Source organism: Rhodococcus pseudokoreensis (genome assembly GCF_017068395.1).
Lineage (GTDB): Bacteria > Actinomycetota > Actinomycetes > Mycobacteriales > Mycobacteriaceae > Rhodococcus_F > Rhodococcus_F pseudokoreensis.
Window position 1 is genome coordinate 383,301 of sequence record NZ_CP070614.1, and the last position, 24,674, is coordinate 407,974.

Sequence of the window (24,674 nt, forward strand, 5' to 3'; positions counted from 1 at the left end):
CCCGCCTTCGGGAGTTCTCGTGCTCGCAGGACCGGGATTGTGAACGAGTCGACAGATCTCATGACGACCACCGTCGTGTCACTTTTAGTGTCATCTACCCGCCAACACGTCCACAGCCTCCGTTGGAAGATCACCTTCTCCGGACTGGACCGTGTCGAACACACTCTGGATCAGCCGCCAGGTCGCGGTGGGTTCCGAGAGCGGGTCGGCCGGGAGGAGCTGCTCGGGGTCCACCATCTGGGCCCATGAGAGGCGATCTTGTGGGTGTAGCAGCGCCAATTCGGCCTCGACTTGCATAAGGTCGACGGTCGGCGGATCACCGGAGAGCGTCCCGTCGGTCCAGGTGACGTGCACTCGACTACCGTTGCGGCCGCCGCGCACTGTGTAGGTCGTCATAACTGCTCCCTGCTCTGTTGAACCGTCAGCGCTGCACACCGACGGCTTGCCACACCTGCATCAGTGCCTCGTCGCCCTCGAGGTCGTCGCGCCATCCGTACGGCTTGGAGAAGACGAATACCTGCGGTTCGGGGTAGGCGTCCTCACCAGGTTCGAGAGAGGTGATCACCAGCGACTTCGCGCCCACTGCCACGGAGAAGAACTCGTGGTAACCGGACAGGCTCACGTCATACACCGTCATCTTGGGGTGCGGCCGGTGAATATCGACCGTCCACCCTCCCAACGTGCTCTTGTTCATCAGAGGAAGCGGCGATTCGCAGTGTCGGCCGGTACCGCGATGCCGAGCTTCTCCAGCATCGGACGGGTATCGACAATGTATTGCTGCCGGAGTTCCTCATTGTTCTTCTGACGCAGCCCCCACTTGACGTAAACGTCGGAGAAGTCCGAGTCCGAGCGGCCGAACATGTCGAGCGCAGCCGGCCACCAGATTTTCACCTTCTCGTTGGCTTCGGCGAGGCCCTCCGGCGTCGCGACGATTCGGCGAAGGTTGTTCATGCCGAAGGTCGCATGGAACACCTCGTCCTTATGGAGGCGATCGGCGACCTCAAGTAACGGGGCGTAGGGCACGCCGTCCCAGGTTTCGCCGATGTAACAGCCGACCCTGTCGCCGAGGGCGTTGAAGAAGGCCAGGTCACAGAAGGTGTCGATCGGCAGGTGGAACAGATACTGCTTGATCTTCCCGTCGACCGGACCCACCCCGAGGCCGTCCAGGATGCGTGCCGTGATGGCCCCATGCTCGACCTCCTGCTGCATCAGCTTGGCGTAGGTCACCTTGAGTCGCTGATCGGGAATGAGGGTCATTCCCTTGGCCCACAGCGTATTCAGCAGTTCGGTGTAGTTCGGGTTGGTGGAGTTCTCCAAGTGGTGCGTGAGCATGCGCGTCAGCAGCTCAAGGAACTCCTGCGGGATCTCCGGGTCGCCCTCGGCGTAGATCTTTCGGCCCGGCAACTCCACTGTCGAAGCAGTCATAGCGGTCTCCTCACATCCGTGGTCCAGCGTGGTGCCCAGCGTGACACCCCAGCTGTTAAGGTGTCAACCGACTAGTCGAACAAAATAATTTGGATGGTGCGCACCACGCCCTTGAACAGGGCGTGTTGGCGCAGTTTTCGACCGCGTGCACCCTTCGAAAAGCTCGTCGGTTGCGAATCTGTGTAGCGCCTCGGCCCAGGTCTACGACCGCGGCCGGACCGGCGCGGCCTTGTCCCGTTATCGTTTAGTTCAGGTGCTCCCGAGGCGTCGGCCTCGGTCGCCAAGTGCGGTATGACGTCTTGCCCCTGTCTCCGAATGATTCGGAGGTGGTGTCGTCGAATCTGGTGGCGTCGCTGGACCACTGATGGACTTCCGATCAACGTAAGAGTCAAGCCGCCGTCGGTCTGCATTGTCGGTGTAGGTGGGAAATGTCCTGATCTCGTCGTACGGTCTGGTTGTCAGCGTTCACGAAATTCCCCAGGTTGAGGGGTTGTCCGTCACGTAATTCCCACCTGTGGGGCGCGTCGGCTCGCGGTTCGGGCTGCTGCAGGTTCGCTCCTGCTGGGCCACCGACAAGGGTCCGGAAGGGGCCTGACTAACCATCTGGCGATCAACTCCCGCCAGACCATCTCGTCGAACTTCCCACCCTCGCCCAGCGTCAACCCGCCTCCAACGCCGGAGCCAGGCTCTTCAGGATCGTCTTTCGGTCGATCCTCATGGCCGTCGAGATCTGACACATGAGACCGGCCAGCATGCCAATGCCGGAACAACTCCATCAGATCGGTCATCATCCACGTTCTCCTTCCGAACACGACGGATCGCCCGCACCGGCCGGCGCGACGGCGTTCCTGCGCGGCCCGACGCCTTCGACACCGAACGCACCGCCAGAGACGTCGCTGCGTGCAGCGATACCCCCCTGCACGCCAACTACTTCCACCACACCAAGGAGTCGTAAGGCCTATTCACGATTCCAGCCTGCTGGCTGCCCTGAGGACGTTGAACCCTGACCGGAATGCTCAACACCCTCGACGCCCGGCTGGCCCAGACCCGCGACGGGCAAGCGCGGGCACCTCGATTTCCTGCAGGTGCTCTGTGAGGCGAGATCGCCCGCCGCGAAACCGCGGCCCTCGCCCAGCGGCTGCGGCGGGCGAAGTTCGAACAATAGGCCACCTTCGAGGACTTCGACTTAACTGCGAACCCGAAGCTTCCCGCGGCGATGCTGCGGGACCTGGGCGCCCTCCGCTGGCTCGACGCCGGCGAATCGGTCATTCTCTACGGGCCGGATTCGGCAAAACCCATGTGGCACAGGAGCTTGGGCATCATGTCACCCGGCGTGGCGGGGACGTGCGGTTCGTCAAATGCGCCCGCATGCTCGCCGATCTCGCGGGCGGCCACGCCGACCGGACCATCGGCCAGCGCATGCGCGAATACCACCCGGCCGCTGCTGCTGACCCTCTGCGGGCCCTGGCCCGGGAGCGCCTTCGCCGAGCAGGCCGAACAGTACCTGCGCCTGCGTCGGTTGTTGGGACACCGGATCGATGACGCCGCCCGGCTCCTTCCCCGCTTCGTGGCCTACCTCGACGCGGCCGGAGCCTCGGCGATCACCGTCGAGGTGGCTCTCGCGTCGGGGCGCAAGTTAATCAGCTCTGGCGAGCCTCGGGATAAAGGACTTTAGCGAACGAGACCGTGTCGACCTGTACACGGGTCCTGAGGATCAGCTCGACGAAGTCGCCTGCCACCTGGGTCGCATCATCGTGGTCCGAATCGAACCACTTGTAGACCCAACTCGACATGCCCAAGATCGCCTGCGCCCCGAAGCGCGCATCGATTTTCGGAATCACACCTGCGCCGCTGGCGTGCTCGACGGCCGCGACGAAATGGCGGAAATACCGGCGCTCCTTGGTCTTGATCTGCACCTCGTAGTCGTCGTCGAGACGCGGTCGATTCTCGAAGAAGACCGAGAAGAGGCTCCGCTCCTCAGCGACGATGCGCACCTGATGCGCGATGAAGGCCGCCAGGCGCTCCGCTGGGTCGTCGATGGTGGCCAGCTCGTCGAGGCGCTCGAGCGCCAAGGAGATCGCGCGGTCGAAAATCAGGTAGAGCAGCTCCGCCTTGGAGTCGACGTAGTAGTACAGGCTGGGCTTGCGGAGGTCGAGCGCCGCAGCAACGTCGTCGAGCGACCCTGCCTCGTAGCCGCTGACGTGGAAGACTTGGGCCGCTGTCTCGATGATCTCGTCATGGCGGCGAACGTACTCCGGCGACGGTTCGGTAAACCGCGGCCTGCCCCGGGGCCTTTTCGGCTTTCTTCCTTCTCCGGGCACTGTCGCTCCTGTCAGCTTGGCATTAGACCTGCGACACTGAATCTACGTCACCCGCCGAGCGGGTGGAGCAATGATCTTCCCGGAGAATGATCTGCAAGGGGTCCGAATTCTGATCAAGACCGGCGTTGGCGCGCTGGCGGAACAATGACGACTCCTACGAAGACGCCGACTACATCACCCGGCACGCACTGCGGTGAGGTCGACGAGAACGGCCGGCGGCTGATCGTGCACAACGGCTACCACCAGGCGCGCGAGGTGTTGACCTCCGCCGGGGCGGTAACGGGGTCAAGGGCCCGCGGGTCAAACGACAGGCGCCTCGAGCCGGACACGGACGAGCGGAAGCGGTTCTCCTCGGCGATCCTGCCGGCCGGCCTGGGCACGTAAAGTCCACGCAGGTCAGCGAGGCGCTGCCGTCGCTGTATCTGCACGGACTCTCCACCAGCGACTTCGGGGCATTGGAGCAGTTCATCGGCACCGGGGCCGGATTGTCGGCCGCCTCGATCGCCCCGCTGACCGCACAGTGGCAGGACGAGGCCACCGCGCTCGGGAACGAGGATCTCAGTGTATCTGTGGCTGGATGGTATCCACCTGAAAGTGCGCCTCGAGCAGGAGAAACTGTGCCGTGCTGGTGATGCTCGGGGTGCGGCCGGCGGCCGTAAGGAGCTCGTGGCGTTGACCGACGGCTACCGCGAGTCGATCGAGTCGTGGGCGGATCTGCTGCGGGACTGCCACCGCCGTGGGATGCGGGCGCCGGTACTGGCGCTCGGGGACGGAGCACTGGGATTCTGGCGGGCTGCGGGAGGTGTTCCCCGACACCCGGGAGCAGCGCTCCTGGTTCCATGGTGACTGTAAGGAATAAATTGTCGATTCGGGTGTGTCGTCCTCCTGTGGTGATATGGCGGCGAGGAGGGCGGCGGCGGTGCGGTAGCGGGTGGTTGCCGGCACCGGGGTGTAGCCGTCCTGTTCGAGCAGTGGCCGCACGTCGAGCAGGGCATTACCGATGGTGCGCGGACTGACCTGGAACAGTTCGGCAAGGACGGCGCGGGTGCAGAGTTGGCGCAGGTGCAAAACGGTGGCAAGGACGCGTTCGGCATCGGTGATCTTCTGGAGGAAGATGCCGCCGCCGCGTCTGGTGTGGCGGCGCCGTTCGACCAGGGCGGCTTGCCGGACGGCGAGGCGTTCGACGAGTTCGCCCAGTTGCCGGCGGCTCACGCCGGTCAGAGCCGGGTGCGACAATGTTTCGAGGAGCGGCCGATTCGGCGCGGTGTCGGGTGTCGGTCCGTCACGGAGAAATCCCGCGAGGTCGGCGGCGGTGCTGAAGCGCAGTCCGGTGGTCGGGGTGACGTGGTGGCCGTGTTCGTCGAGCAGCATCCGCGTTTCGGCGATGATTTCGCCGATGGAGTTCGGATTCACCCCGAGCAGTTCCGAGAGCACCCGCTGCGGGCAGACCTGCCGCAGGTACACGACGGTGATCAGCAGGGCCGCGGCGTCCGACAGCAGCCGTCGCCCGCCGGCACCCGGGGCATTGCGGCGCCGGCCGCCGCGTTGGTGCCAGCGGCGTTGCTCGGCGCGGGCGGCCTGGGCTGGTGCCAGCCGTGCGGTGATTTCGTTCAGCTCGGCGCTGGTCATGCGGGTCAGGGGCGGGTCGGCGAGCATCGCGACGGCCGTGGCGCGCTCGCGTTCCCGGTCGCGGCCGGGAAGGCGAGGCTGCGTCGGCGTGGGTGGGTTCGATGGTGTAGTTCCATGTTCCGCACTGGGCGTGCGGGTGGATGGGTAACGCGCGCAACTCGTCTCGACCAACCGAGATCCCGATCGGGTAGTCGCCGGTGTCCAGCTCGGCGTCCACGCGCAACCCGGTGCGGGTGCGGGTGGAGGCGATGGTCTTGACCACGACCTCGTGGCTGGTCAGCGGCCGCCCCCGCCAGTTCATGGTGATCTGGGAGAACAACCGGTGCTCGATCTTGTTCCACTTCGAGGTGCCGGGCGGGAAGTGGCAGACCGTGATCGCCAACCCGGTCTCGGATGCCAGCGCAGCCAATTCCGCCTTCCACAACCGGTACCGGTAGCTGTTGGAGCCACCGGCGTCGGCGGTGATCAGCAGCCGGCTCGCGTGCGGGTAGTCGGCGGCGCCGCGCGCCTGCCACCAGCGGCGGATGGAGGCGACCGCGAACGCGGCGGTGTCGTGGTCGACGCCGACATTGACCCAACCGGCGTCGGTGGTCAAGTCGTAGACGCCGTACGGGATGGCCCGGTCCGCATTCGGTCCGGTGAAGAAGCTGTGATCGACCACCCGCACCGGATCGCCCTGCGGGCGCCACTCGCGCCCCGGGGTGGGCAGCTGGCCGAGTTGTTCCTTCTTCTTCGAATCGACACTGATCACCGGCTCGCCCGCGTCCTGGTGCGCCTTGACCTGCTCGTTGATGTAACGGAACTGCACGTCCCGGTCCGGGTGCTGCTCGCCCTCCAACGTCTTGGCGTTGGACTGCAAACTGAATCCGTTGTCCCGCAACAACCTTCCCACCGTAGGCGCGGACACCGGATGGCCCTGCCGGGTCAGCTCCTCGGCCAGGTGTCGCAGCGACTTGGTCGTCCACCGCAACGGAGACTCCGGATCCCCACGCTCATCCGGTTCGACCAGCGCCAACAACGCAGGCACCAGCTGCGGATTCAGCGCGTCCGCGCCCTTGCGGCCCCCACCCGGACGGCGGACCCGACCCGTCGGTGCCGGCTGCTCGCCGGCCTCCAACTCGAACACGCCCCTGCGAACCGTGGTCTCGCTGACGCCGACCGCCCTGGCCACCGCCCGCACCCCGCCATGCCCCAGCGACCGGGCCTCCGCCGCCAACGCCAAACGCCGCTGCCGCTCGTTCAGATGCGGCAGCAATACCTCGAACCGCTCCCGCAACCGGTCCTCGACCTCGCTCACAACCGCCCTACCGCATCAACCCGACTGGAACACAAAACGACACTTTATTATCTTACAGTCACATGAGTAAGCCAATGCGTTTGCTGCACTGCCGAAGTCGGCGCATCCGGGCGCGTTGGCGTTATGAAGGTCATCGTGGGCGCCGAGGATATTGACAAGGCGCAGCGGGCGATCACCCGTTCGAACTGGACTACGGGGGCGAAGTACCCGAAGGCGGTCGCGAAGATCGTCGACGACGCCGATGTGCTGCGAGTGCTTCCGCTACCCGGCGGAGCATTGGGTGCATCTGAGCACCACCAACCCCATCGAATCGACGTTGCGACCGTGCGTTTGCGGACGAAGGTGACGAAGGGCCCGCGTTCGCGGACAGCGGGTAAGTCGATGGCTTACAAGCTGATCGAGACCGCTCGGGCCCGATGGCGGACGGTGAACGCACCACAGTTGGTGGCGTTGTTTGCGGGCCGGCGCGCTGTTCCACAAGGGTAAGGTCCTCGAACGGCCCGTCGGCATCATCCCCGAACCGTCACCGGATGCGCCGGCGTCCGAGGTCGCCTGACTCCACCTCCTCCGCAGGAGTTGACTATCGCTCCTGCTCGTGACGACCTGCGGGCAGATGTCGTCGATCACTCGGGGACACCGCTCCATGTGTTCATATTCTCGACGAGACCACCCTCTCGGCCGGGGTTGCCAGCGTTCTGGCCGAGTACAACTAGTAGTACTTTGTTGCGCGACCAGGGAATGGAGGTGACCTTGTGTAGGTGACCTGTGTTCGTAAGCTCGTCGTCGCTTGCCGGTGTGAGTCCGGTCCGGGTAACTGTCAGGGGGCCCGGTAGCAGACTGGCGGCTTCGTGGGGAAACCTGCGGGGTCGAAGCCCAGTGTCGAGAGCCCTTCAAGGGGGAGCAACCGATCGGTCCGTAGCATGAAGCGAAGCCTGCGGCGTCGTTAACTACCCGCCTTCGGGTGGGCAAAGGGAGTGCCGAGCCGCCAGCATCACGGTGAAGGCCATGGAAGACGCTGAAGACCTGAATGTGCAGGCGTCGAAGAACTCCCCGGCGTATGGGGTGCGGAACGTTCGGATAGTGACGGCGGGAACTGGTGAGGCCCTCCCCGGCCCGGCGACCTGCGGAAATATGTCGCCGGAGGGTGGTGCCCTATAACCGATGACCTCGGGAAATGGGTGGCCTGTCGGGAGGGAGTCGGAGGCGGTCGTAGTACCGATCGAGCCGAGCGGACAACAGAACCGTCGGTGAGGGAAGGGCCGCTGCTTCGTCGATGCGTCATGTTCGTTGAGAGGGGCCTGGTGAGTGCCGATCATGGCTAGTTCCGCCACAGTGGGGTCCGGGTTGGACCCGGTTCGAGATCTTCAGCATGCGCTTTACCGGGCGGCCAAGGCCGATCCCCGGCGACGGTTCCATTCGTTACGGGACAAGGTCTTCCGCAGAGACGTTCTGTGGCGGGCGTGGGTCGCGGTGCGTGCCAACAACGGCGCACCGGGTGTCGACAAGACCACTCTGGCCGAGGTCGAGCAGTACGGGATCGAGCGGCTGCTCGACGAGTTGGCCGCGCAGTTGCGGGAAGGAGCGTATCGGCCGTTGCCGTTGCGTCGGGTGTGGATTCCCAAGCCCGGCTCGGAGGAACAGCGTCCGTTGTCGATTCCCGCTGTGCGGGATCGGATTGTGCAGGCGGCGTGCAAGATCGTGCTTGAGCCGATCTTCGAAGCCGATTTCCTGCCGTGTTCGTTCGGGTTCCGTCCGAAACGCGGTCAGCACGACGCGCTGCAAGTCCTCGTCGATGAGGCGTGGCGCGGTCGTAGGTGGGTGGTCGAAACGGATATCGCCAACTGCTTTTCGGCGATTCCGCAGGAGAAGTTGATACGAGCGGTCGAGGAACGCGTCAGTGACCAGGCTGTGCTCAAGCTGCTGCGTGCGATGCTGCGCGCGGGGGTGATGAGCGACGGTGTGGTGCGGCGTGAGGTGACCGGAACTCCACAGGGTGGTTTATGTTCAGCTGAACATAAACCACCCTATGAGCAGTGCTTGGTTATGCGTAGCGCCCGGCGGTCGGCGCTGGCGGGGACGGTGTCGACGGTCGAACGCTGCGCATAATCCTGGGCGGTTATAGGTTGGCGAGCCAACGGAGCAGATCGGGGTCTTGGTTCCATTCGGTCAGGTCGGCGGTGACGACGTCGGGGTAGACGGCTTCGAGGGCTTTGCGTTTGGCCTCGGTGGAGGCGCGCGCGTAGATCTCGGTGGTGGATAGGTCGACGTGGCCGAGGATGTCACGGATGTAGGGCAGCGGAACACCTGCGTCGTAGAGGTGCATGGCTCGGCTGTGGCGCAGGATGTGTGGACTGAGGTGGGCGTTGGCGAGCGCCGCATCGGTTGCCCGGGCTTGGTATTTGCCGATGATCCAGGCGATTCCGCCGCGACTGAGTTTGTGGCGGTGTTGGTTGAAGAACACCGGATGCTCGTCCCGGCCGGGGCGATCGAGCTGCCGCTCGGTCAGGTAGGCGCTCAGCAGCGCCGTCGTGTTGGCGTCCAGCGGGACGTGGCGGGTCTTGCGGCCCTTTCCGGTCAGGGCGGCCATGGCGGGGTGATCGACACGGATGTCGCGCACGGTGAGGTCGGCGAGTTCTTGGACCCGGGCGGCGGTGTCATACAGGGTGGCCAGCAAGGTCGCGTCTCGTCTGCCGGTGCGGGTGGACCGGTCGGGGAGGGCGAGCAGCTGGCGGGTCTGTTCGACGCTCAGGTGAGCCAAAGCCGGGCGGTCGTGTTTCATGGCGGGAATCGCCAGGATGTCCTGGGAGCACGCCATGCGGGCCGGGTCCTCCGATTGCATCCAGGTGAAAAACGAGTCGATCGCAGCCAGGCGCTGGTTGCTTGTCGAGGCGGTGTTGTGTCGGCTGGTGCGCAGCCAGGTGAGGAACCCTGCGATGGCGGCGGCGTCGATCAGTTCGAGGGTGAGCTTGTCCGGCGGGATGGACCGCTCGTCGCGGAAGTAGCAGATCAGCAGTTTGAACGCGTCTCGGTAGGAGGCGATCGTGTGGGGCGAGCAGCCGCGCAGCCCGGCCAGGTGGGCGGTCAGGAACCGGCGTAGGAACACCGCGAAGTCAGTGGCCATGACGCGGCCCTGCCGTCACGGGAGGGACGACATCGCCGATGGCCTGCTGCACCCGGGCGGTGATGTCCGGATAGGACTCGGCGGTCAGGCGCAGGTAGTAGTCGGTGTCGGCCACCGAGGAATGACCCATGTAGGTTTGCAGCACCGGCAGCAACGCGCCGACGTCGCGCCCCTGCGCGAACCACCGCCGTAAGTTGTTGACCGCGAACGTATGTCGTAGGTCATGCACCCTGGGGCCGTGGCCGCGTCCGCCGTGAGAGATGCGGGCCTGCCACAAGAACCGGCGGAAGTTGCGCTCGACGTTACTGAGGGTCAGGGGCTGGGTGGGCCTGCCGGGGAAGAACCATTCCCCCCGGTCCGGTCGCCCGGCGACCTGGGCGTGGTAGCCGGCGAGACGGGGTGTGCAGCGCCCCGGAGACGGGTACCTGCCGGTCTTTCCCGCCTTTCGCGTCGCGGATTTGCAGCACACCGGTGTCGAGGTCGACGTCGCCGACACGGAGCAGGCGGGCCTCGGAACAGCGCAGGCCGCAGGCGTAGATCGTGCGGAACAGCACCGGCATGACCAGGTGGCGCAGCGGAACCTCCGAGCAGTAGTGGCAGCGGTCGGTCTGGGCGAACAGCGCGGCCAGTTCGGCTTCGGTGTAGATGTGCGGGACATACCGGACGGGTCTGGGCAGCGTGGCCATGGGCAGTAGATAGGCAGCTACGCCGCGGCGGCCCAGCCAGCGGGCCAGTCCCCTGACCGGCGCGGCGAGGCCTTGCAGGGTCGCCGCTTTGACGCCTCGCCGCCGCGCCGCGGCGATCCACGCCTGCACCGACGCCTCGGTGAGCGTGTCCAGCCCCGGGAACTGACCGCGGCTGAACGCCTCGAACCGGGCCAGCACCTGCGCCTCGGCGTCGTATTTGTAGCCGACGGCGCGTTTCTCGGCCACCAGGGCGGCGATCGCCTCGGCGAGTGTCATGCCGGCGGTCATCGTGTCGCCTCCGACGCCGGCGCGTCGGGGTCCAGGGCACACTCGGCCAACAAGCCCAGCGACGATTTCAAGTACACGCCGGTGGCGGTGGTCGACTGGTGGCCGAGGATGTCGGCGATCTGCTCGACCGGTGTGCCCTGCTCCATCAGCCGGGTCGCCAGCGTGTGCCGAAGCGAATGCATGCCGTGGCGGCGTTTCTCACCGACCGCCACGTGCGCGGTCCGGGCGTGTTTGACCAGGATCTGGTGCAGATGATCCTGATCGGAGAACGGGCCTATCGGTGCGGTGTGCCGGAGGAACACCTCCGGGCAGTCGCTGTGCGGGCGGCCGTAGCGGATGTAGTCGATGACCGCCCAGCCGACGTCTTTGAGCAGCGGCAGCTGCACCCGGTGGCCGGTCTTGGCCTGCACCATCGAGAGGCGATTGCCGGGCCAGTCGAAATCGGCGAACCGGAGCCGTTTGACGTCGATGCCGCGCAGCCCGAGCCGGGTGATCAGCAGAATGATGGCGTAATCGCGTTTGCCGCACGGATTGCCGCGGTCGATCGCCTGCAGGATCTTTGTCACGTCGGCCGGGTCCCACACCGACGGGATCCTGGCCTGCCTGGTCGACTTCGCCGCCGGGACCGTCCCCAGCACCGTGTCGCCGACCAGCCCGTCTCCGGCGGCGAACCGCAGGAACGACCGCAGCGCGCACAGTTTCTGCTCCACCGTCTTGGCCTGGTAGCCAGCCAGGGTGGCAACGAACGCGTCGATGCCCCCGGCATCCAGACCGGCCAGGCCGCCACGTGTGCCGGTGAACGCGAGGAACTCGCCTGCCACCGTGTCATAGGTCCGCACCGTCGATGCGGCGCAGCCGGCGGCCCGCAGCCACGCCCGGAACCTGGCCACGATGTCGGCCTGATCGGTCGTCAGCCTGTCCACGGTGCGGGAGTAGCGGCGCAGCACCGCCCCATGAACCGCGAAGTCGTCGAGCATCTGCGCGACGCGGAACAGATACACATCGGTCGGTTTGAGCGTGCCGGCCTGCTCCTTGGCGAAGAAACCGCCGCAGGCCTGGTCGACCCATTCCATCGCCAGATTCACCGAGAACTCCTGGACCCCACGGGATGTGAAGAACCTCTCCAGGCGACGCCAGCAGCCCCGGTACCACACCATCGTCGAGGGCTTATAGCCCAGACGCACCAACTCGGCATCCAACGCGGACACCAGTTCGGACACAGTCACCATGACAGCGACCTCCAATCACGAAGGCCCGGCACCGTGCCGAGCCGTGTGACCAGAATCCCCGGGATTATGCGCAGCGTTCGGTCGTCACGACCGTCCCCGCCGGTGGCAACCCCTGGGCGCTACGCATAACCAAGCACTGCTCATAGGGTGGTGTGATTTCACCGCTGATGTGCAACGTGTTCCTGCATCGGATAGATCGGGTGTGGGATGTGCGTGAGCATGGGGTGCTGGTCCGTTTCGCCGACGACGCCGTCGTGATGTGTCGGACTCGTGAGCAGGCCGAAGCCGCGTTGATGCGGTTGCGGGAACTGCTGGCCGAACTCGGGCTGGAACCGAAGGAGGCCAAGACGAGGATCGTGCACCTGAAACTGGGTGGTGAGGGCCTGGATTTCCTGGGTTTCCACCATCGGTGGGTGCGCGCGCAAGGACGCACCGGCGGCAAGGGTGTGGAATTCCTCGCTCGTTGGCCCTCGGACAAGGCGATGCAGCACGCACGGGACCGTATCCGTGGTCTCACGGGAAGCAACCGGACGTTGCTGTCGGTGGACGGGATCGTGGGGGAGCTCAACAGCTTCCTGCGCGGGTGGGCTGGGTATTTCCGATACGGGAACTCCTCGGCTCGGTTCACCAAGATCCGGCACTACGCGCTGACGCGGGTGGTGGGCATGCTCGCCAAGAAGCACAGGCGCAGCCGCAGGTTCGGGATGTGGGTGGTCTCCCAGTCCTCGGATAACCAGCTCGGATTGATCAGTCTTGATGGGATCGTGTTCGCACCCAGGCCCTTTCGGGCTTGGCGGGTGACGCCGAATGCCGGCGGTGAACGGCGTCGGTAAGCCGTGTGCGGGAGAACCGCATGCACGGATTGACGGGCGGGAGCTGGAAACGGAACCAGATCGGCCACGGTCGAGGAGAAGAACGACCAACGGGAAACCGTATGGGTCACAAGCGGCTCCGCGACCTACCGCCGATCACGGTCACCGCGCCAGCTCTCGACCCTCCATGTCGGGAAAGTGTGGTGGCACAGTGGGCAGGTACCGATCCAACGGGCAAGTGCGCGTTGGAGTTCGCGCACTATGCCGTACAGGGTCAGTCCTGCCCAGTCGCTTTTGGGTCGGTGAGGCGGAGGGTGGTGATGAACAGGTGAGCGGCGGTGACCAGGGTGGCGTGGTGGTGCCAGCCCAGCCAGGAACGGCCCTCGAAATGGTCCAGTCCGAGTCCGGTTTTCAGTTCCCGGTAGTCGTGCTCGATGCGCCAGCGGATCTTGGCGAGGCGCACCAGCTCGGGCAGCGGGGTGTCCTCGGAGAGGGTGGAGAGCCAGTAGTCGGTGGGCTCGTCGGCGCCGGTGGGCCACTCTGCGAGCAACCAGACCTCGGGAAGGGCGCCGTCCTCGGCGCGGGGAATGTCCCGGTTCGCCGGGCGGACCCGCAGCGCGGCGAAGCGCGAGCGCATCGCCGCGGTCGGATTGGCCGGGTCGGCCTTGCTGCCGCGCCGCCAGGTCACGGTCCGCAGGGCCTTGCGTCCGGCCGCCACGACCAGGTCCCTGCAGCTCGCGGCCGGGCCCGGATAGCGCGGGGCCGGTGGGCGCCCGCGGCCGCTGTAGGGCGGCGCCTCGGGGACCGCGTCGCCGGGATAGGCGCTGGTGGCGCCCTTGATGGCGACGACGTAGTCGATGCCGCGTTCGGTCAGCGCGAGCCGGAAGGCGGTGGCGTCGCCGTAGCCGGCGTCCGCGACCGCCGCCGGCGGAATGCGACCCCACTCGATCAGCTCGTCGATCATCTCGATCGCCATCTCCCACTTGGTGCGGTGATGCTCGGTGTCGGGGATCGCGGACCGCTTCCGGCGGGCGGTGATCGCCGCGATCGCGTCGGGGTCGGTGGTGGACCGGTCGTCCCAGCCCTCGGGCAGGAACAGCCGCCAGCCCAACGGCGCCGAGGCCGCATCGGAAGCGGCGTGCACGCTGACCGCGATCTGGCAGTTGCCGACTTTGCCGAGGGTGCCCGAGTACTGCCGGGCCACGCCCGGGGAGCGATCACCGTCCTTGGTGAACCCGGTGTCGTCGATGACCCAGGCATCCGGGGCGATCAGATCACAAGCCCTGCGTGACAGGGTTTTCCGCACCGGCGCCACGTCCCACTTCGAGGTGGTCACGAACTGCTGCAACCGCTGATGATCCACCTGCAGCCGCTGCGCCATCGGCTGCATCGACTTGCGCCGTCCGTCGAGCATCAACCCCCGCACATACACTCCCGCCGTCGCCCGCTGATCCTTGCGCGCCAGCGACGAGAACACCTCGCCGGCAAACGTATCCAACTGTTCCCCGACACGGGCGAGAGCGGCTGTATCCATGCCCGCATACTCTCGAGAAAGTAGCGAAGACTCGAGCCGACACGCCGAGGTAACAAAGTACTACTAGAGCACGGCCTTGCAGGGCCATCGAACCACGGCGTCAGGCAACACCTGACCATTTTCAATTAAGGATGTTTCGGTAATTGAGTGAGTGCCGATCATAGGGAAAGTCCGGTGTGGTCGAGGAAGCTGTGGCACAGGTCGTAGCTCGTGCCGATCCGGGTCAGCCCGGACTCGGTCGCGATGCGGACCTCGTCGAGGATATCGGGGCACAGGTTGGCCAGTTCGGTGGATTTCACATTGCCCCAGACCTGTTCGATCGGATTGAGCTCCGGCGCATAAGCCGGCAGGCGTTCGACGTGGAGCCAGTCGCGTTGAGTGGCCAGCCACGCGGTCATCGCTCGGGACCGGTGGGCCATGAGCCCGTCCCAGATCACGATGACCTTCTCGCCGGCGAAGTGGGTGCGTAGTTCGGTGAGGAAGTCAATGAGCTTGTCGGTGTTGTATGCGCCGTCGGTCATGGAGAACACGAACGCGCTGCGACTGCGGTCGGGTCGATAGGCCAGGACTCCAGCCATGGACATGCGCTTCCAGGAGAATCGGTGATGCAGAACCGGTGTCACGCCTTTCGGCGCCCAGGTTGCGCGGACCACCGGGAGCAGCGACACACCGCTTTCGTCCTGGAAGCAGATCCACGCACCTCGGCGCCGCGCTATTTTTTTATCCGCGGCCACTCGTTCTCGCGCCAGGCGACGATGGCGTCCTCGTCGCGTTCGACTGCCCGACGTGCGGGACGCTGCCGGCTCCAGCCCAGCCGGGTCCGCAGGATCGTCCAGGTCTGGGTGGGTCCGTAGGTCACGCCGGTGAGCCGCTCGATCACGATCGCGACCCGGCCCAGGGTCCACACTCCGGTCGCGAAGCCGTGAGCCTGGGGTCCTTTGAGTAATTCCTCTCGGATCGCGGCGATCTGGGCGTCATCGAGCCGGGGCCGGCGTCCCGCGCGACCGGCACCTTCCAACGCCTCGTTGCCCCCTTCGATCCACTGTCGATGCCAGCGTGAGGCGGTCTGCTGGGAGACCTCCAACTCGACCGCGACATCGATCTGTCGTTGTCCTGCGGCAAACATCTCCGCCGCCCGCATCCGCCGGTCACGCAACGCATCGAGATCACGGCGACCGCCGCGCTGCTTGACTTTCCGGGCATCCGAGCTCTCGCCCGAACCGGTTTCCTTCCCTGCCATTCATCAATGATCAAGCAGCACGGTGCGAATCACGCGCAACGACACACCCTATTACCGAAACATCTTTAAGGATGTTTCGGTAATTGAGTGAGTGCCGATCATAGGGAAAGTCCGGTGTGGTCGAGGAAGCTGTGGCACAGGTCGTAGCTCGTGCCGATCCGGGTCAGCCCGGACTCGGTCGCGATGCGGACCTCGTCGAGGATATCGGGGCACAGGTTGGCCAGTTCGGTGGATTTCACATTGCCCCAGACCTGTTCGATCGGATTGAGCTCCGGCGCATAAGCCGGCAGGCGTTCGACGTGGAGCCAGTCGCGTTGAGTGGCCAGCCACGCGGTCATCGCTCGGGACCGGTGGGCCATGAGCCCGTCCCAGATCACGATGACCTTCTCGCCGGCGAAGTGGGTGCGTAGTTCGGTGAGGAAGTCAATGAGCTTGTCGGTGTTGTATGCGCCGTCGGTCATGGAGAACACGAACGCGCTGCGACTGCGGTCGGGTCGATAGGCCAGGACTCCAGCCATGGACATGCGCTTCCAGGAGAATCGGTGATGCAGAACCGGTGTCACGCCTTTCGGCGCCCAGGTTGCGCGGACCACCGGGAGCAGCGACACACCGCTTTCGTCCTGGAAGCAGATCCACGCACCTCGGCGCCGCGCTATTTTTTTATCCGCGGCCACTCGTTCTCGCGCCAGGCGACGATGGCGTCCTCGTCGCGTTCGACTGCCCGACGTGCGGGACGCTGCCGGCTCCAGCCCAGCCGGGTCCGCAGGATCGTCCAGGTCTGGGTGGGTCCGTAGGTCACGCCGGTGAGCCGCTCGATCACGATCGCGACCCGGCCCAGGGTCCACACTCCGGTCGCGAAGCCGTGAGCCTGGGGTCCTTTGAGTAATTCCTCTCGGATCGCGGCGATCTGGGCGTCATCGAGCCGGGGCCGGCGTCCCGCGCGACCGGCACCTTCCAACGCCTCGTTGCCCCCTTCGATCCACTGTCGATGCCAGCGTGAGGCGGTCTGCTGGGAGACCTCCAACTCGACCGCGACATCGATCTGTCGTTGTCCTGCGGCAAACATCTCCGCCGCCCGCATCCGCCGGTCACGCAACGCATCGAGATCACGGCGACCGCCGCGCTGCTTGACTTTCCGGGCATCCGAGCTCTCGCCCGAACCGGTTTCCTTCCCTGCCATTCATCAATGATCAAGCAGCACGGTGCGAATCACGCGCAACGACACACCCTATTACCGAAACATCTTTAATAGATTCCCGCTGCTGCGTGGCGGTGGTCGACGCACGGCCCCAGCGGGTGAAACTCGAGCGCCTGTAAGAAACGTCGACGCAAATATTATTGACGACCGACGAGTAGGTAGATTACATTCTGTGCCATGAATCACATGACTGGCGGTGGAGGTGGTGCGGCGGCGTGCCCGGTGCCGACTCCGCGGGCGGCGTTCCCGGTGCGGACGTCGCGGTGAGTCCTTCGGAATGTGTGATCGTCAGCGAGGTGGTCGTACGGAGAGCAGCGACCCGGTGCTTCGCTGACGGGCGCCGCAATTGTCTCCGCTGTTGCAGAGCACACCGGACTCTCACAGACCCCAATTAAGCCTGCTGTCAGTAGTGAATATCTCAGCATCTCACCGCTTTGCGCGCGGTGCCGTCGACCAACATCCAATACATCACGAGGAGCGGCATGATCAGCTACACGTCTTTGTTTATCGGTGGCCAGTGGGTAGCGCCGTCCACAGCGGCGACCATCTCCGTCACCTCGGCGAGCACCGAGGAAGTCATCGGCGTCGTTCCTGAGGGTGCGCCCGCGGATGCGGACGCCGCGGTGGCTGCGGCGCGGCGGGCGTTCGACGACCCGACGGGGTGGGCTTCACTCGAGCCCTCGCGCCGCGCCGAGACTCTCGAAAAGTTGGCTGCCGCGATCGGTGAGAGTTCCGAAGACATCGTGCGGTTGGTCAGCGAGCAGAACGGTATGCCGATTTCCACCGCGCGCACCGTTGAAGGCGGGTTCCCGGGGGCGCTTCTCCGCCTGTATGCGGGGATGGTCCGTGACCAGCAGCTCGAGGAGGAGCGCCCCGGTATGTTCGGTGGCCATGTCGTCGTTCGGCGTCAGCCGGTCGGTGTGGTTGCCGCGATCGTGCCGTGGAATTTTCCTCAGACGTTGCTCTTCTCGAAGCTCGCGCCGGCATTAGCGGCAGGGTGCACCGTCGTTATCAAGCCCTCTCCGGAGACCGTTCTCGATGTGTTCCGGCTCGCGGAGCTGCTGGAGCAGGCAGGTTTGCCCCACGGGGTGGTGAACATCGTCCCCGGTGGCCGTGAACTCGGGGCGTATCTCGTCGAGCATCCGGGCGTGGACAAGGTTGCGTTCACGGGTTCGACGCCTGCCGGGCGGAGCATCGCTGAGGCCTGTGGGCGCCTACTGCGCCCTGTCACTCTGGAGCTCGGTGGCAAGTCGGCCGCAATCGTGCTCGATGACGCCGAGTTGGTGAGCAGCGCTCAGGATCTGTTCGGTGCCACGTTGCTCAACAACGGCCAGACCTGCTTCGTCGGCACCCGCATTCTGGCGCCGCGGTCACGTTACGACGAGGTCGTGGATGTGTTCACCGCGATGGCGGCCAGTGCTGTTGTCGGTGATGCGCTGGACGAGGCGACCATGGTCGGTCCCATGGCCAGCAGCACGCATCGGGACCGTGTCGAGGGCTACATCGCCCAAGGCAAGTCGGAAGGCGCTCGTCTGACAACTGGTGGAGGTCGACCTGAACGCGATCGTGGCTGGTTCGTGCAACCGACCATCTTCGCCGATGTCGACAATTCCGCAACGATCGCCCGTGAGGAGATCTTCGGTCCGGTGTTGTCGATCATCCCGTACGGCGACATCGACGACGCGGTGCACATCGCGAATGACTCCGGTTACGGGCTAGGCGGGACCGTGTGGTCTCAGGATCTCGAGCACGCTGGAGCTGTCGCCCGACGAGTGCAGACCGGCACGGTCGGGATCAACCACTACATTCCCGATCCTGCTGCGCCGTTCGGTGGAGTCAAGGGGAGTGGCTTGGGTCGCGAGTTCGGACCCGAGGGCCTCGCCAATTATCAACAGCAGCAGTCCATTTACTTTCCACCTGTGTAGTTCATCACCTCCAGCCCACATCACATGTTCAGCCCCACCCGTCGAGCCACCGCACAGAGGAGACAACGATGAAGACCCGCGCAGCCGTTCTGTGGGACCGCGAAAAGGATTGGACCGTCGAAGAGATCGAGCTGGACCCACCGAAGGCCGGCGAGGTCTTGGTGAAAATGGGTGGCAGTGGACTCTGCCACTCGGACGAACACATTCGTTCCGGGGACCTGCCCTGGCCCCTTCCGATGATCGGCGGCCATGAGGGCGCCGGCACGATCGAGGAAGTCGGCCCCGGGGTCGACTGGCTCGAGCCCGGTGATCGGGTGATCTTCGGCTTCATCCCGGCATGCGGGCGGTGCAGTGCGTGTTCGCGCGGCATGCAGAACCTGTGCGAGCTGGGAATGTATCTCGGTACCGGGACCCAGGTTTCCGATCACACCGCGCGTCATCACGCACGCGGCCAGGATCTCGGCCTGATGTGTCTGCTCGGGACCTTCGCCGAGCACACGGTGGTGAGCGAGGCCAATTGCATCAAGATCGACGAGGACATTGCGTTGGACACCGCATGTTTGCTGGGCTGCGGTGTGATCACCGGGTGGGGGTCTGCGGTGAACACTGGTGAAGCGAGCGCGGGGGACACCGTGGTGGTGGTGGGTGCGGGCGGTATCGGCATCAACGCCGTCCAGGGCGCGGCTCTCGCGGGTGCGGAGTACCTGGTGGCCGTCGATCCTGTGGAGTTCAAACGTACGAAGGCCATCGAGTTCGGGGCGACTCATGCTGTGGCGACGAGCGAGGAGGCCACGGAACTGGTGAAGGACCTCACACGCGGACTGATGGCCGACGTCATCGTCAACACCATGGGCGTCGGAACCGGAGACCAGATCGGTCTGAGCCTGGCCATGGCAGGCAAGCGTGGGCGCGTCGTGGTGACCAACCTGCACCCCACTACCGAGACTCAGGTCAACCTGAGTGCCCTCGACCTTGTCCTGTACGAGAAGCAGCTCCGCGGTTCGGTGTTCGGTTCCGCGAATCCTCGAGTCGATATTCCGCGGTTCCTGGATTTGTATCGCAACGGCAAGCTCAAGCTCGATGAGCTTGTCACCAAGCGGTACACCCTGGACGAGGTGAACATTGGTTACGACGACATGCTCGAGGGTCGCACGATGCGGGGAGTCATCTCCTTCTAACCCGAATCCTTCTGAAAAGGATGAGTCACTCTGATGGACATTTTGAGATATTACAGCGTCAACCTACTCGTCGGTGTCGCCATTCTCGGCCTTGCGCTGGGGGGCCAATGGGCGTGGCTGGGCATCGCGGTCTTCCCGGTGCTACTGGCGCTCGATGTGACACTTCCCCCTGACCTGAAGCTACGGAAGGTACGGAAGGGGGCGGTCATGGACATCCCGCTCTTCCTGCACGTGCCCCTCATGCTGGTGTTGTGGGGGCTTTTCCTGTACCGCCTCGGCACGTGGCACTCAGGTGGTGACGTCAGCACGGCCGACGTCGTTGCCATGACGGCATCGGTCGCGTGGATCGGCGTGCTTCCCAATTTGCCGATCAACCACGAATTGATGCACCGTCGGCACTGGTTCCCAGTTGCTCTCTCGAAGCTCTTGGGGACCTTCTACCTGGACCCCAACCGGGATGTCGGGCATAAGCTCACGCATCATCTCGACCTGTGCACACCGGCAGACAGCGACACGCCGTACCGCGGCCAGACCATGTACTCGTTTGTATGGCAATCGACGTACGGTGCGTACAAGGACGGGGCTGTGACGAGCCTTCGTTCGCTGCGAAAGCGGGACATGAGCGTATTCCATTACAAGAACGCTCTCTACGTGGAGTTCGGACTGATGTTCGGGCTTCTTGCGTTGTCATTCCTCGCAGCCGGCTGGCACGGAGTAGGCGTAGTCCTGATCGCGTTGGTTGCCGCAAAGCTGATCTTCGAGGGCCTGAACTACCTGCAGCACTATGGGCTCGTCCGAGTCCCAGGGTCGCCGATCAAGCTCCATCACGCCTGGAACCATCTTGGAGCGGTGACTCGTCCGGTCGCGGTGGAGATCACCAACCACATCAATCATCACTTCGACAGCCGACACAAGTTCTTCGAGCTCAAACCTCGAGTTGACGCTCCGCAGATGCCGAGTGTCTTCCTCTGCTACGTCTACGCGTTCGTCCCTCCCCTGTGGTTCGCCAAGATCGCCAAGCCCAAGTTGCAGGAGTGGGACGAGACATTCGCCTCCCCGGCCGAACAGAAACTGGCGATGGACGCGAATCGGCGAGCGGGTTGGCCGGAGTGGATCTCAGGGGTTCGAGATGTCCACGTCGAGACTTCGAGCCGAGGGAATCGTAATGACTTGGGAGTTCGAGCCGGCTGAGCCGTTCTACGGCACCCGATCGCCATTCCTCATTGTGAGTGAAGCCGCGTAAATCCGCGTGGCCCACCTACCGTGAGGAGGGTGACGCCTCACCAACCTGAAAGATGGAGAAGCACATGGCACGCCTCTTTGGCCGTGGCCGCGCGGCAGCAGAGCCGCGCACTGTCACGATTGCTCAGACGGGGAAGGTGTTCGACGCGCCAGGCAAGGATTCGGTCCTGAACGAAGCTCTGGCAGCCGGTATTCCCTTCCCCCACAGCTGCACCGTGGGCACATGCGGGACCTGCAAGTCGAAGCTCATCAGCGGCAAGGTCAGAGAGATCATGGACTCCGCGATAGCATTGACCTCCGAAGAACTGCGCGACGGCTACATACTGGCGTGTCAAAGCATCGCGCGAAAGTCGCTCGAAATCGGCGTTGTCGGCTTGAGTGACATGCCCGACCACATGTTGACGCATGCTCAGGGCAAAATCTCGACACAGCGCGCCCTAACGCACGACATCATCGAAATTTGCCTGACACTCGATACTCCGCTGGAGTATTCGGCAGGACAGTACGCAGAACTACGACTGGCTGATGTCAACGGTCCACGTTCCTACTCCTTCGCCGACGCACCCTCGAACATCGATCGCCGGAGGGCTACTTTCTTCGTGCGCCACGTACCGGGCGGTGAGTTCACGGACTGGTTGTTCTCCGCGGACAGGGTGGGAACAGACGTCAGCGTGGCTGGTCCCTTTGGCGACCTCTGGCTCCGTCCATCAGAATTGCCGATCTTGTGCGTCGCCGGCGGAAGCGGACTGGCCCCGATCAAGGCACTGCTCGAAGAGGCCAATCGGCAAGGTTGCAGCCGCCAGGCGGTCTTCTTGTTCGGCGCGCGGGAACAGCAGGATCTGTACTGCTTGATGGAGGCAAATGCGATCAGCGAATCCTGGTCTGGTTCCTTCGCCTTTCATCCAGTGCTCTCGCAGGAGCCACCAAATTCTGCCTGGACTGGTGAACGAGGCTTGGTTACGAACGCCCTTTCGCGGTTGCCCGAAGAGTTCTTGCAATCGTGCGAGGTCTACGCGTGTGGCCCCCCCGTCATGGTCAACGCTTTGGAAGATGCTCTGCGAGAGGTGCGTACTGGCTCGCAGTACTTCCACGCAGATCGCTTCGTGACCCGCATTCCAGGTGCGGCACAGTCTGTCTGAGGTCGGGGAGGACCGGCCCTGACAAAGGTTCGGTGTTGCCTCGGTAGTGCAGGCCGCTTCGGTTCTGGTCCAAACGGATTGATATTGGGATTTCGCCAGGCACCAACCGGCTAGGGCGATGCCTATAGGGTGTTGGTCCGTTGCGGAAGTCGACCGCGTACCCCTGAGGTCGAATCGTCGCGCCCAGGCAGGCGATTGGGCGGCAGCGACGGTGCACCGACCGGGCCGCGGTAATGAGCCGCTCGCCGATCGCCTGGAAGCCTCCGCGTCGCAGATGTCAGCTCTCATCGCCTCCGAGAAAGGTTCCCCAGTTGCAGCGACACGGATACGCAGCAACGTACGCGGCCGCCATGCTGCGATGGTTTACTACCCTGAGCAGCTCCCGGTGTGGCACTGATTCTCGTCGGCGGTGTCGGGATGTCCGCCCGATAGCCAACCTCCACAACCCGCCCCACCCTCGGGAGAGGATCCTGGCGCATGTTTGACGAAGCCCACACAGCTTCGGATAACGAAATTGTCCTACCCCTTAATTGTGATCTCGTTGTCATCGTCAACTGAACAGCGACACTTCAGCGAAATACACAGGGGCAAAGGTGATTGCACGTGTCGTGAAGGGTTCTGGTGGTGGCCGACACATCAACAAAAGTCTTGCCCGAAGTGATCGATCGGCGGGCTCCGGGCGAGTCGTGTCCATTGGAGAGGGCCGGATCACGATCCGCTAAGTACGAAAAGCACACATCCAAGCGCTGGTTCAAAAAGGAAATGGAGATCGAATAGATGACCGACAAGTTGAAGTTGTTTTCGCAGGAGTGGTGTGACGCTGCACTCGAAGGGGTCAACGCGAACGTCGCGGTGTACGCGGGTTTCAAGGACCCTGCCACGTTCACCAACAAGATGGAGTTCGGAGTGATCGGCCGGGACGACGTGGCCTGCCATCTCGAATTCAAAGAGGGCAAGGTCGTCTCGTTTACGCCACGGACGTTCGACGAGAGTGAGCTGTGGCTGATCATCAACGGCAGCCTCGAGACCTGGCAGGCCGCCGCCGCGGGTAAGGAAGAAGGCGGAAAGCTACTGATGAAGGGGCAGATCAAGTTCGTCAAGGGGCCGATGTCCGCGGCGATCGAGAACGCGGGAGCACTCAACAACTTCCTGCTCACCTGGGGTCAGGTCCCCACCGACTGGGACGTCTGATCCCACGAAACTCTCGCACGGGGCACGCGCCCGACCCCTCATCCGGGTGAGTCCTCCGTGCGAGACCGCACGAAACGCCGTCACCCCTGCTCTGAAAGGCCCACCCCCCATGACCACTGTTGAATCCGGCACGTACCCCGTATCCGAGTACGACGGGCAGGAGGCGAATGGCGTCGCCAACATTGTCGGGATGCTGCTCGGGCAGAACCTCGAGAACTTTCCGTCGCGAATCAAGTTCGCACGCAAGATCGCTCGACCGGTCTCCATTATCAGCACGGACACCGATTCCGCGTGCACGATCGTGTTCGGCACCGACGAGGCGGTCGTCTACAACGATGTCGTCGGGAAACCAGCCGTGACCGTCATCGCCACCGTCGATCAGATCCTGGATGTATCACAGTTGCCGATGAAGGCCGGCGGGCTCATCCCGGTGGGCTTCTTCACCGGCCGGGGCATGACGGTCCTCGGTGCGATCCTCACACACAAGCTGGTCGTGAAGGGTCTGCTCACCCACACCGTGACCGCGCTGCGCACCATCGCGTTGGTCTCGGTGATCGAATCATGACCTCGCTCTCGGGCCGCAGCCGCCCGGCCAGCCACGCCTACGATGACCAGGTGATGCAGGTCGAATTGCCCTATGCGGACGACGACGTCGTGCAGGGCGGGGAACCGCCTCGGGCGTCGAAGGCCACGAACATCGTCAGGGGGTTGCTCCTGCTCGCCCTGATCCCGGTCTCGGTGTTCTACCTGGGCCCGCGGATCTACAACCTGACCGCCACCCCCTACCGACTGGACCAGGCCGTGGTTTCCGCCGGCAACTACAACCCGGCGCTGGACAAGATCGTCGAGCACGAGAAGGTGACCCTGTCCGCGTTCGCGTCGCTGGAGAAGATGAAGACCGCGCTCGCGAGTGTTCTCGTCACCGATGCGACCGTCACCACCGAACTCCATACCTTGACCGGTCAGATCAGCGGCGATGTGCAGGCAACGCTCGATCAGGCCGGCGCGAACGTGACCGATCTCATTGCCTCCCTTGACACTCTGACCACGCACATCAACTCGTTGCAGCCTCCCGTCGACGGCGCCACCGCGGCCCTCGCGGCCGACAGCGCCACGTTGGGGGCCATCCTCGACGACGCCCGTTCGACGGCGGCGAAGGTGCACAACGCCCGGGTCTCCGCGGAGGAGTCCGCGAACGACCTGTCAGGAAAATAGGAGA

Annotated in this window: 21 protein-coding genes and 5 pseudogenes; 12 read left to right on the top strand and 14 right to left on the bottom strand. The window is 64.4% G+C overall.

Annotated elements, in window-relative coordinates:
• Nucleotides 1-90 precede the first annotated feature (90 nt).
• The 3 genes from JWS13_RS01775 to JWS13_RS01785 are packed head-to-tail and all read right to left on the bottom strand — an operon-like array spanning nucleotide 91 to nucleotide 1,425.
• The gene (locus tag JWS13_RS01775) at nucleotides 91-396 is read right to left on the bottom strand and encodes a hypothetical protein (RefSeq protein ID WP_005254520.1); all 306 of its coding nucleotides are present in this window, start codon (nucleotides 394-396) and stop codon (nucleotides 91-93) included.
• Between the two features lie 25 nt (nucleotides 397-421).
• The gene (locus tag JWS13_RS01780; RefSeq protein WP_005254519.1) at nucleotides 422-694 is read right to left on the bottom strand and encodes a hypothetical protein; all 273 of its coding nucleotides are present in this window, start codon (nucleotides 692-694) and stop codon (nucleotides 422-424) included.
• Nucleotides 694-1,425 carry a Phenylacetic acid catabolic protein gene (locus JWS13_RS01785; protein WP_005254518.1) on the bottom strand — a complete coding sequence of 244 codons (732 nt, stop codon included), beginning with the start codon at nucleotides 1,423-1,425 and terminating at the stop codon, nucleotides 694-696. Before JWS13_RS01785 ends, JWS13_RS01780 begins: the two co-directional genes overlap by 1 nt.
• 960 nt (nucleotides 1,426-2,385) lie before the next feature.
• Between JWS13_RS01785 and JWS13_RS01790 the strand changes: the two are divergent.
• Nucleotides 2,386-2,881, top strand: a pseudogene (locus JWS13_RS01790) (ATP-binding protein); the annotation flags it as partial.
• Nucleotides 2,882-3,065: 184 nt separating this feature from the next.
• On the opposite strand, the gene JWS13_RS01795 reads toward JWS13_RS01790, so the two are convergent.
• On the bottom strand, nucleotides 3,066-3,746 hold the full coding sequence (locus JWS13_RS01795; RefSeq protein ID WP_005254516.1) for a TetR/AcrR family transcriptional regulator: 681 nt from the start codon (nucleotides 3,744-3,746) through the stop codon (nucleotides 3,066-3,068).
• A gap of 195 nt (nucleotides 3,747-3,941) precedes the next feature.
• On the opposite strand from JWS13_RS01795, the pseudogene JWS13_RS01800 reads away from it, so the two are divergent.
• Nucleotides 3,942-4,587 (top strand): annotated as a pseudogene (locus tag JWS13_RS01800) (transposase); the annotation flags it as partial.
• A gap of 17 nt (nucleotides 4,588-4,604) precedes the next feature.
• Here JWS13_RS01800 and JWS13_RS46330 read toward each other — a convergent pair.
• Nucleotides 4,605-6,672: pseudogene (locus JWS13_RS46330) on the bottom strand (ISAzo13 family transposase); the annotation flags it as partial.
• Nucleotides 6,673-6,742: 70 nt separating this feature from the next.
• Here JWS13_RS46330 and JWS13_RS01810 point away from each other — a divergent pair.
• A pseudogene (locus tag JWS13_RS01810) lies at nucleotides 6,743-7,228 on the top strand (transposase); the annotation flags it as partial.
• A 758-nt stretch (nucleotides 7,229-7,986) separates the two neighbouring features.
• Nucleotides 7,987-8,778 carry a reverse transcriptase domain-containing protein gene (locus JWS13_RS01815; RefSeq protein ID WP_241032004.1) on the top strand — a complete coding sequence of 264 codons (792 nt, stop codon included), beginning with the start codon at nucleotides 7,987-7,989 and terminating at the stop codon, nucleotides 8,776-8,778.
• Between the two features lie 10 nt (nucleotides 8,779-8,788).
• Here the strand turns inward: JWS13_RS01815 and JWS13_RS01820 are convergent, their stop codons facing one another.
• From JWS13_RS01820 to JWS13_RS01835, 4 genes are read right to left on the bottom strand one after another with little or no spacing between them, the layout of a single operon-like run.
• Nucleotides 8,789-9,793: a tyrosine-type recombinase/integrase gene (locus JWS13_RS01820; RefSeq protein WP_206004090.1), complete on the bottom strand. Its 1,005-nt coding sequence runs from the start codon at nucleotides 9,791-9,793 to the stop codon at nucleotides 8,789-8,791.
• Nucleotides 9,783-10,109, bottom strand: a complete 327-nt coding sequence (locus tag JWS13_RS45910; RefSeq protein WP_259375201.1) for a site-specific integrase — start codon at nucleotides 10,107-10,109, stop codon at nucleotides 9,783-9,785. Before JWS13_RS45910 ends, JWS13_RS01820 begins: the two co-directional genes overlap by 11 nt.
• The gene (locus JWS13_RS01830) at nucleotides 10,096-10,767 is read right to left on the bottom strand and encodes a tyrosine-type recombinase/integrase (protein ID WP_206004092.1); all 672 of its coding nucleotides are present in this window, start codon (nucleotides 10,765-10,767) and stop codon (nucleotides 10,096-10,098) included. Before JWS13_RS01830 ends, JWS13_RS45910 begins: the two co-directional genes overlap by 14 nt.
• Nucleotides 10,764-11,996, bottom strand: coding sequence for a site-specific integrase (locus JWS13_RS01835; protein ID WP_241032005.1), 1,233 nt, complete (start codon nucleotides 11,994-11,996; stop codon nucleotides 10,764-10,766). Before JWS13_RS01835 ends, JWS13_RS01830 begins: the two co-directional genes overlap by 4 nt.
• A 152-nt stretch (nucleotides 11,997-12,148) precedes the next feature.
• Here JWS13_RS01835 and JWS13_RS01840 point away from each other — a divergent pair, with 152 nt between their 5' ends.
• Entirely contained in the window at nucleotides 12,149-12,829 is a 681-nt protein-coding gene (locus JWS13_RS01840; protein ID WP_259375200.1) for a group II intron maturase-specific domain-containing protein, read from the top strand.
• Between the two features lie 213 nt (nucleotides 12,830-13,042).
• On the opposite strand, the pseudogene JWS13_RS01845 reads toward JWS13_RS01840, so the two are convergent.
• From JWS13_RS01845 to JWS13_RS01865, 5 genes and pseudogenes are all read right to left on the bottom strand, one after another.
• A pseudogene (locus JWS13_RS01845) lies at nucleotides 13,043-14,342 on the bottom strand (IS701 family transposase); the annotation flags it as partial.
• Between the two features lie 158 nt (nucleotides 14,343-14,500).
• Nucleotides 14,501-15,076 carry an IS630 family transposase gene (locus JWS13_RS01850; protein ID WP_143548784.1) on the bottom strand — a complete coding sequence of 192 codons (576 nt, stop codon included), beginning with the start codon at nucleotides 15,074-15,076 and terminating at the stop codon, nucleotides 14,501-14,503.
• Entirely contained in the window at nucleotides 15,055-15,582 is a 528-nt protein-coding gene (locus JWS13_RS01855) for a winged helix-turn-helix domain-containing protein (RefSeq protein ID WP_198602130.1), read from the bottom strand. Before JWS13_RS01855 ends, JWS13_RS01850 begins: the two co-directional genes overlap by 22 nt.
• Before the next feature lie 98 nt (nucleotides 15,583-15,680).
• Entirely contained in the window at nucleotides 15,681-16,256 is a 576-nt protein-coding gene (locus JWS13_RS01860) for an IS630 family transposase (protein ID WP_143548784.1), read from the bottom strand.
• Nucleotides 16,235-16,762, bottom strand: coding sequence for a winged helix-turn-helix domain-containing protein (locus tag JWS13_RS01865; RefSeq protein WP_198602130.1), 528 nt, complete (start codon nucleotides 16,760-16,762; stop codon nucleotides 16,235-16,237). Before JWS13_RS01865 ends, JWS13_RS01860 begins: the two co-directional genes overlap by 22 nt.
• A 500-nt stretch (nucleotides 16,763-17,262) precedes the next feature.
• Between JWS13_RS01865 and JWS13_RS01870 the strand changes: the two genes are divergently transcribed.
• The 7 genes from JWS13_RS01870 (at nucleotide 17,263) to JWS13_RS01900 (ending at nucleotide 24,670) form a co-directional block, all read left to right on the top strand.
• Nucleotides 17,263-18,705 (top strand): aldehyde dehydrogenase, encoded by a 1,443-nt coding sequence (locus JWS13_RS01870; RefSeq protein ID WP_206004096.1) that lies wholly within the window; start codon nucleotides 17,263-17,265, stop codon nucleotides 18,703-18,705.
• 68 nt (nucleotides 18,706-18,773) lie between these two features.
• Nucleotides 18,774-19,883 carry an NDMA-dependent alcohol dehydrogenase gene (locus JWS13_RS01875; protein ID WP_206004099.1) on the top strand — a complete coding sequence of 370 codons (1,110 nt, stop codon included), beginning with the start codon at nucleotides 18,774-18,776 and terminating at the stop codon, nucleotides 19,881-19,883.
• Between the two features lie 33 nt (nucleotides 19,884-19,916).
• A complete protein-coding gene (locus JWS13_RS01880; RefSeq protein WP_206004101.1) occupies nucleotides 19,917-21,074 on the top strand; it encodes an alkane 1-monooxygenase in 1,158 nt (385 codons plus the stop codon).
• Nucleotides 21,075-21,190: 116 nt separating this feature from the next.
• Nucleotides 21,191-22,264, top strand: a complete 1,074-nt coding sequence (locus JWS13_RS01885; RefSeq protein ID WP_206004103.1) for a 2Fe-2S iron-sulfur cluster-binding protein — start codon at nucleotides 21,191-21,193, stop codon at nucleotides 22,262-22,264.
• Between the two features lie 777 nt (nucleotides 22,265-23,041).
• On the top strand, nucleotides 23,042-23,455 hold the full coding sequence (locus JWS13_RS01890) for an SCP2 sterol-binding domain-containing protein (RefSeq protein ID WP_206004106.1): 414 nt from the start codon (nucleotides 23,042-23,044) through the stop codon (nucleotides 23,453-23,455).
• 109 nt (nucleotides 23,456-23,564) lie between these two features.
• On the top strand, nucleotides 23,565-24,020 hold the full coding sequence (locus tag JWS13_RS01895) for a hypothetical protein (RefSeq protein ID WP_206004108.1): 456 nt from the start codon (nucleotides 23,565-23,567) through the stop codon (nucleotides 24,018-24,020).
• Nucleotides 24,017-24,670, top strand: coding sequence for a hypothetical protein (locus JWS13_RS01900; RefSeq protein ID WP_206004110.1), 654 nt, complete (start codon nucleotides 24,017-24,019; stop codon nucleotides 24,668-24,670). Before JWS13_RS01895 ends, JWS13_RS01900 begins: the two co-directional genes overlap by 4 nt.
• Nucleotides 24,671-24,674 lie beyond the last annotated feature (4 nt).

Bases quoted from the DNA above. Each gene is read 5' to 3' on its own strand.
- JWS13_RS01775 (WP_005254520.1), bottom strand. From the start codon at position 396: ATGACGACCTACACAGTGCGCGGCGGCCGCAACGGTAGTCGAGTGCAC.
- JWS13_RS01895 (WP_206004108.1), top strand. From the start codon at position 23,565: ATGACCACTGTTGAATCCGGCACGTACCCCGTATCCGAGTACGACGGG.
- JWS13_RS01900 (WP_206004110.1), top strand. From the start codon at position 24,017: ATGACCTCGCTCTCGGGCCGCAGCCGCCCGGCCAGCCACGCCTACGAT.
- JWS13_RS01785 (WP_005254518.1), bottom strand. From the start codon at position 1,425: ATGACTGCTTCGACAGTGGAGTTGCCGGGCCGAAAGATCTACGCCGAG.
- JWS13_RS01855 (WP_198602130.1), bottom strand. From the start codon at position 15,582: ATGGCAGGGAAGGAAACCGGTTCGGGCGAGAGCTCGGATGCCCGGAAA.
- JWS13_RS01820 (WP_206004090.1), bottom strand. From the start codon at position 9,793: ATGGCCACTGACTTCGCGGTGTTCCTACGCCGGTTCCTGACCGCCCAC.
- JWS13_RS01885 (WP_206004103.1), top strand. From the start codon at position 21,191: ATGGCACGCCTCTTTGGCCGTGGCCGCGCGGCAGCAGAGCCGCGCACT.
- JWS13_RS01815 (WP_241032004.1), top strand. From the start codon at position 7,987: ATGGCTAGTTCCGCCACAGTGGGGTCCGGGTTGGACCCGGTTCGAGAT.
- JWS13_RS01835 (WP_241032005.1), bottom strand. From the start codon at position 11,996: ATGGTGACTGTGTCCGAACTGGTGTCCGCGTTGGATGCCGAGTTGGTG.
- JWS13_RS01830 (WP_206004092.1), bottom strand. From the start codon at position 10,767: ATGACCGCCGGCATGACACTCGCCGAGGCGATCGCCGCCCTGGTGGCC.
- JWS13_RS01880 (WP_206004101.1), top strand. From the start codon at position 19,917: ATGGACATTTTGAGATATTACAGCGTCAACCTACTCGTCGGTGTCGCC.
- JWS13_RS01865 (WP_198602130.1), bottom strand. From the start codon at position 16,762: ATGGCAGGGAAGGAAACCGGTTCGGGCGAGAGCTCGGATGCCCGGAAA.
- JWS13_RS01780 (WP_005254519.1), bottom strand. From the start codon at position 694: ATGAACAAGAGCACGTTGGGAGGGTGGACGGTCGATATTCACCGGCCG.
- JWS13_RS01870 (WP_206004096.1), top strand. From the start codon at position 17,263: ATGATCAGCTACACGTCTTTGTTTATCGGTGGCCAGTGGGTAGCGCCG.
- JWS13_RS01890 (WP_206004106.1), top strand. From the start codon at position 23,042: ATGACCGACAAGTTGAAGTTGTTTTCGCAGGAGTGGTGTGACGCTGCA.
- JWS13_RS01875 (WP_206004099.1), top strand. From the start codon at position 18,774: ATGAAGACCCGCGCAGCCGTTCTGTGGGACCGCGAAAAGGATTGGACC.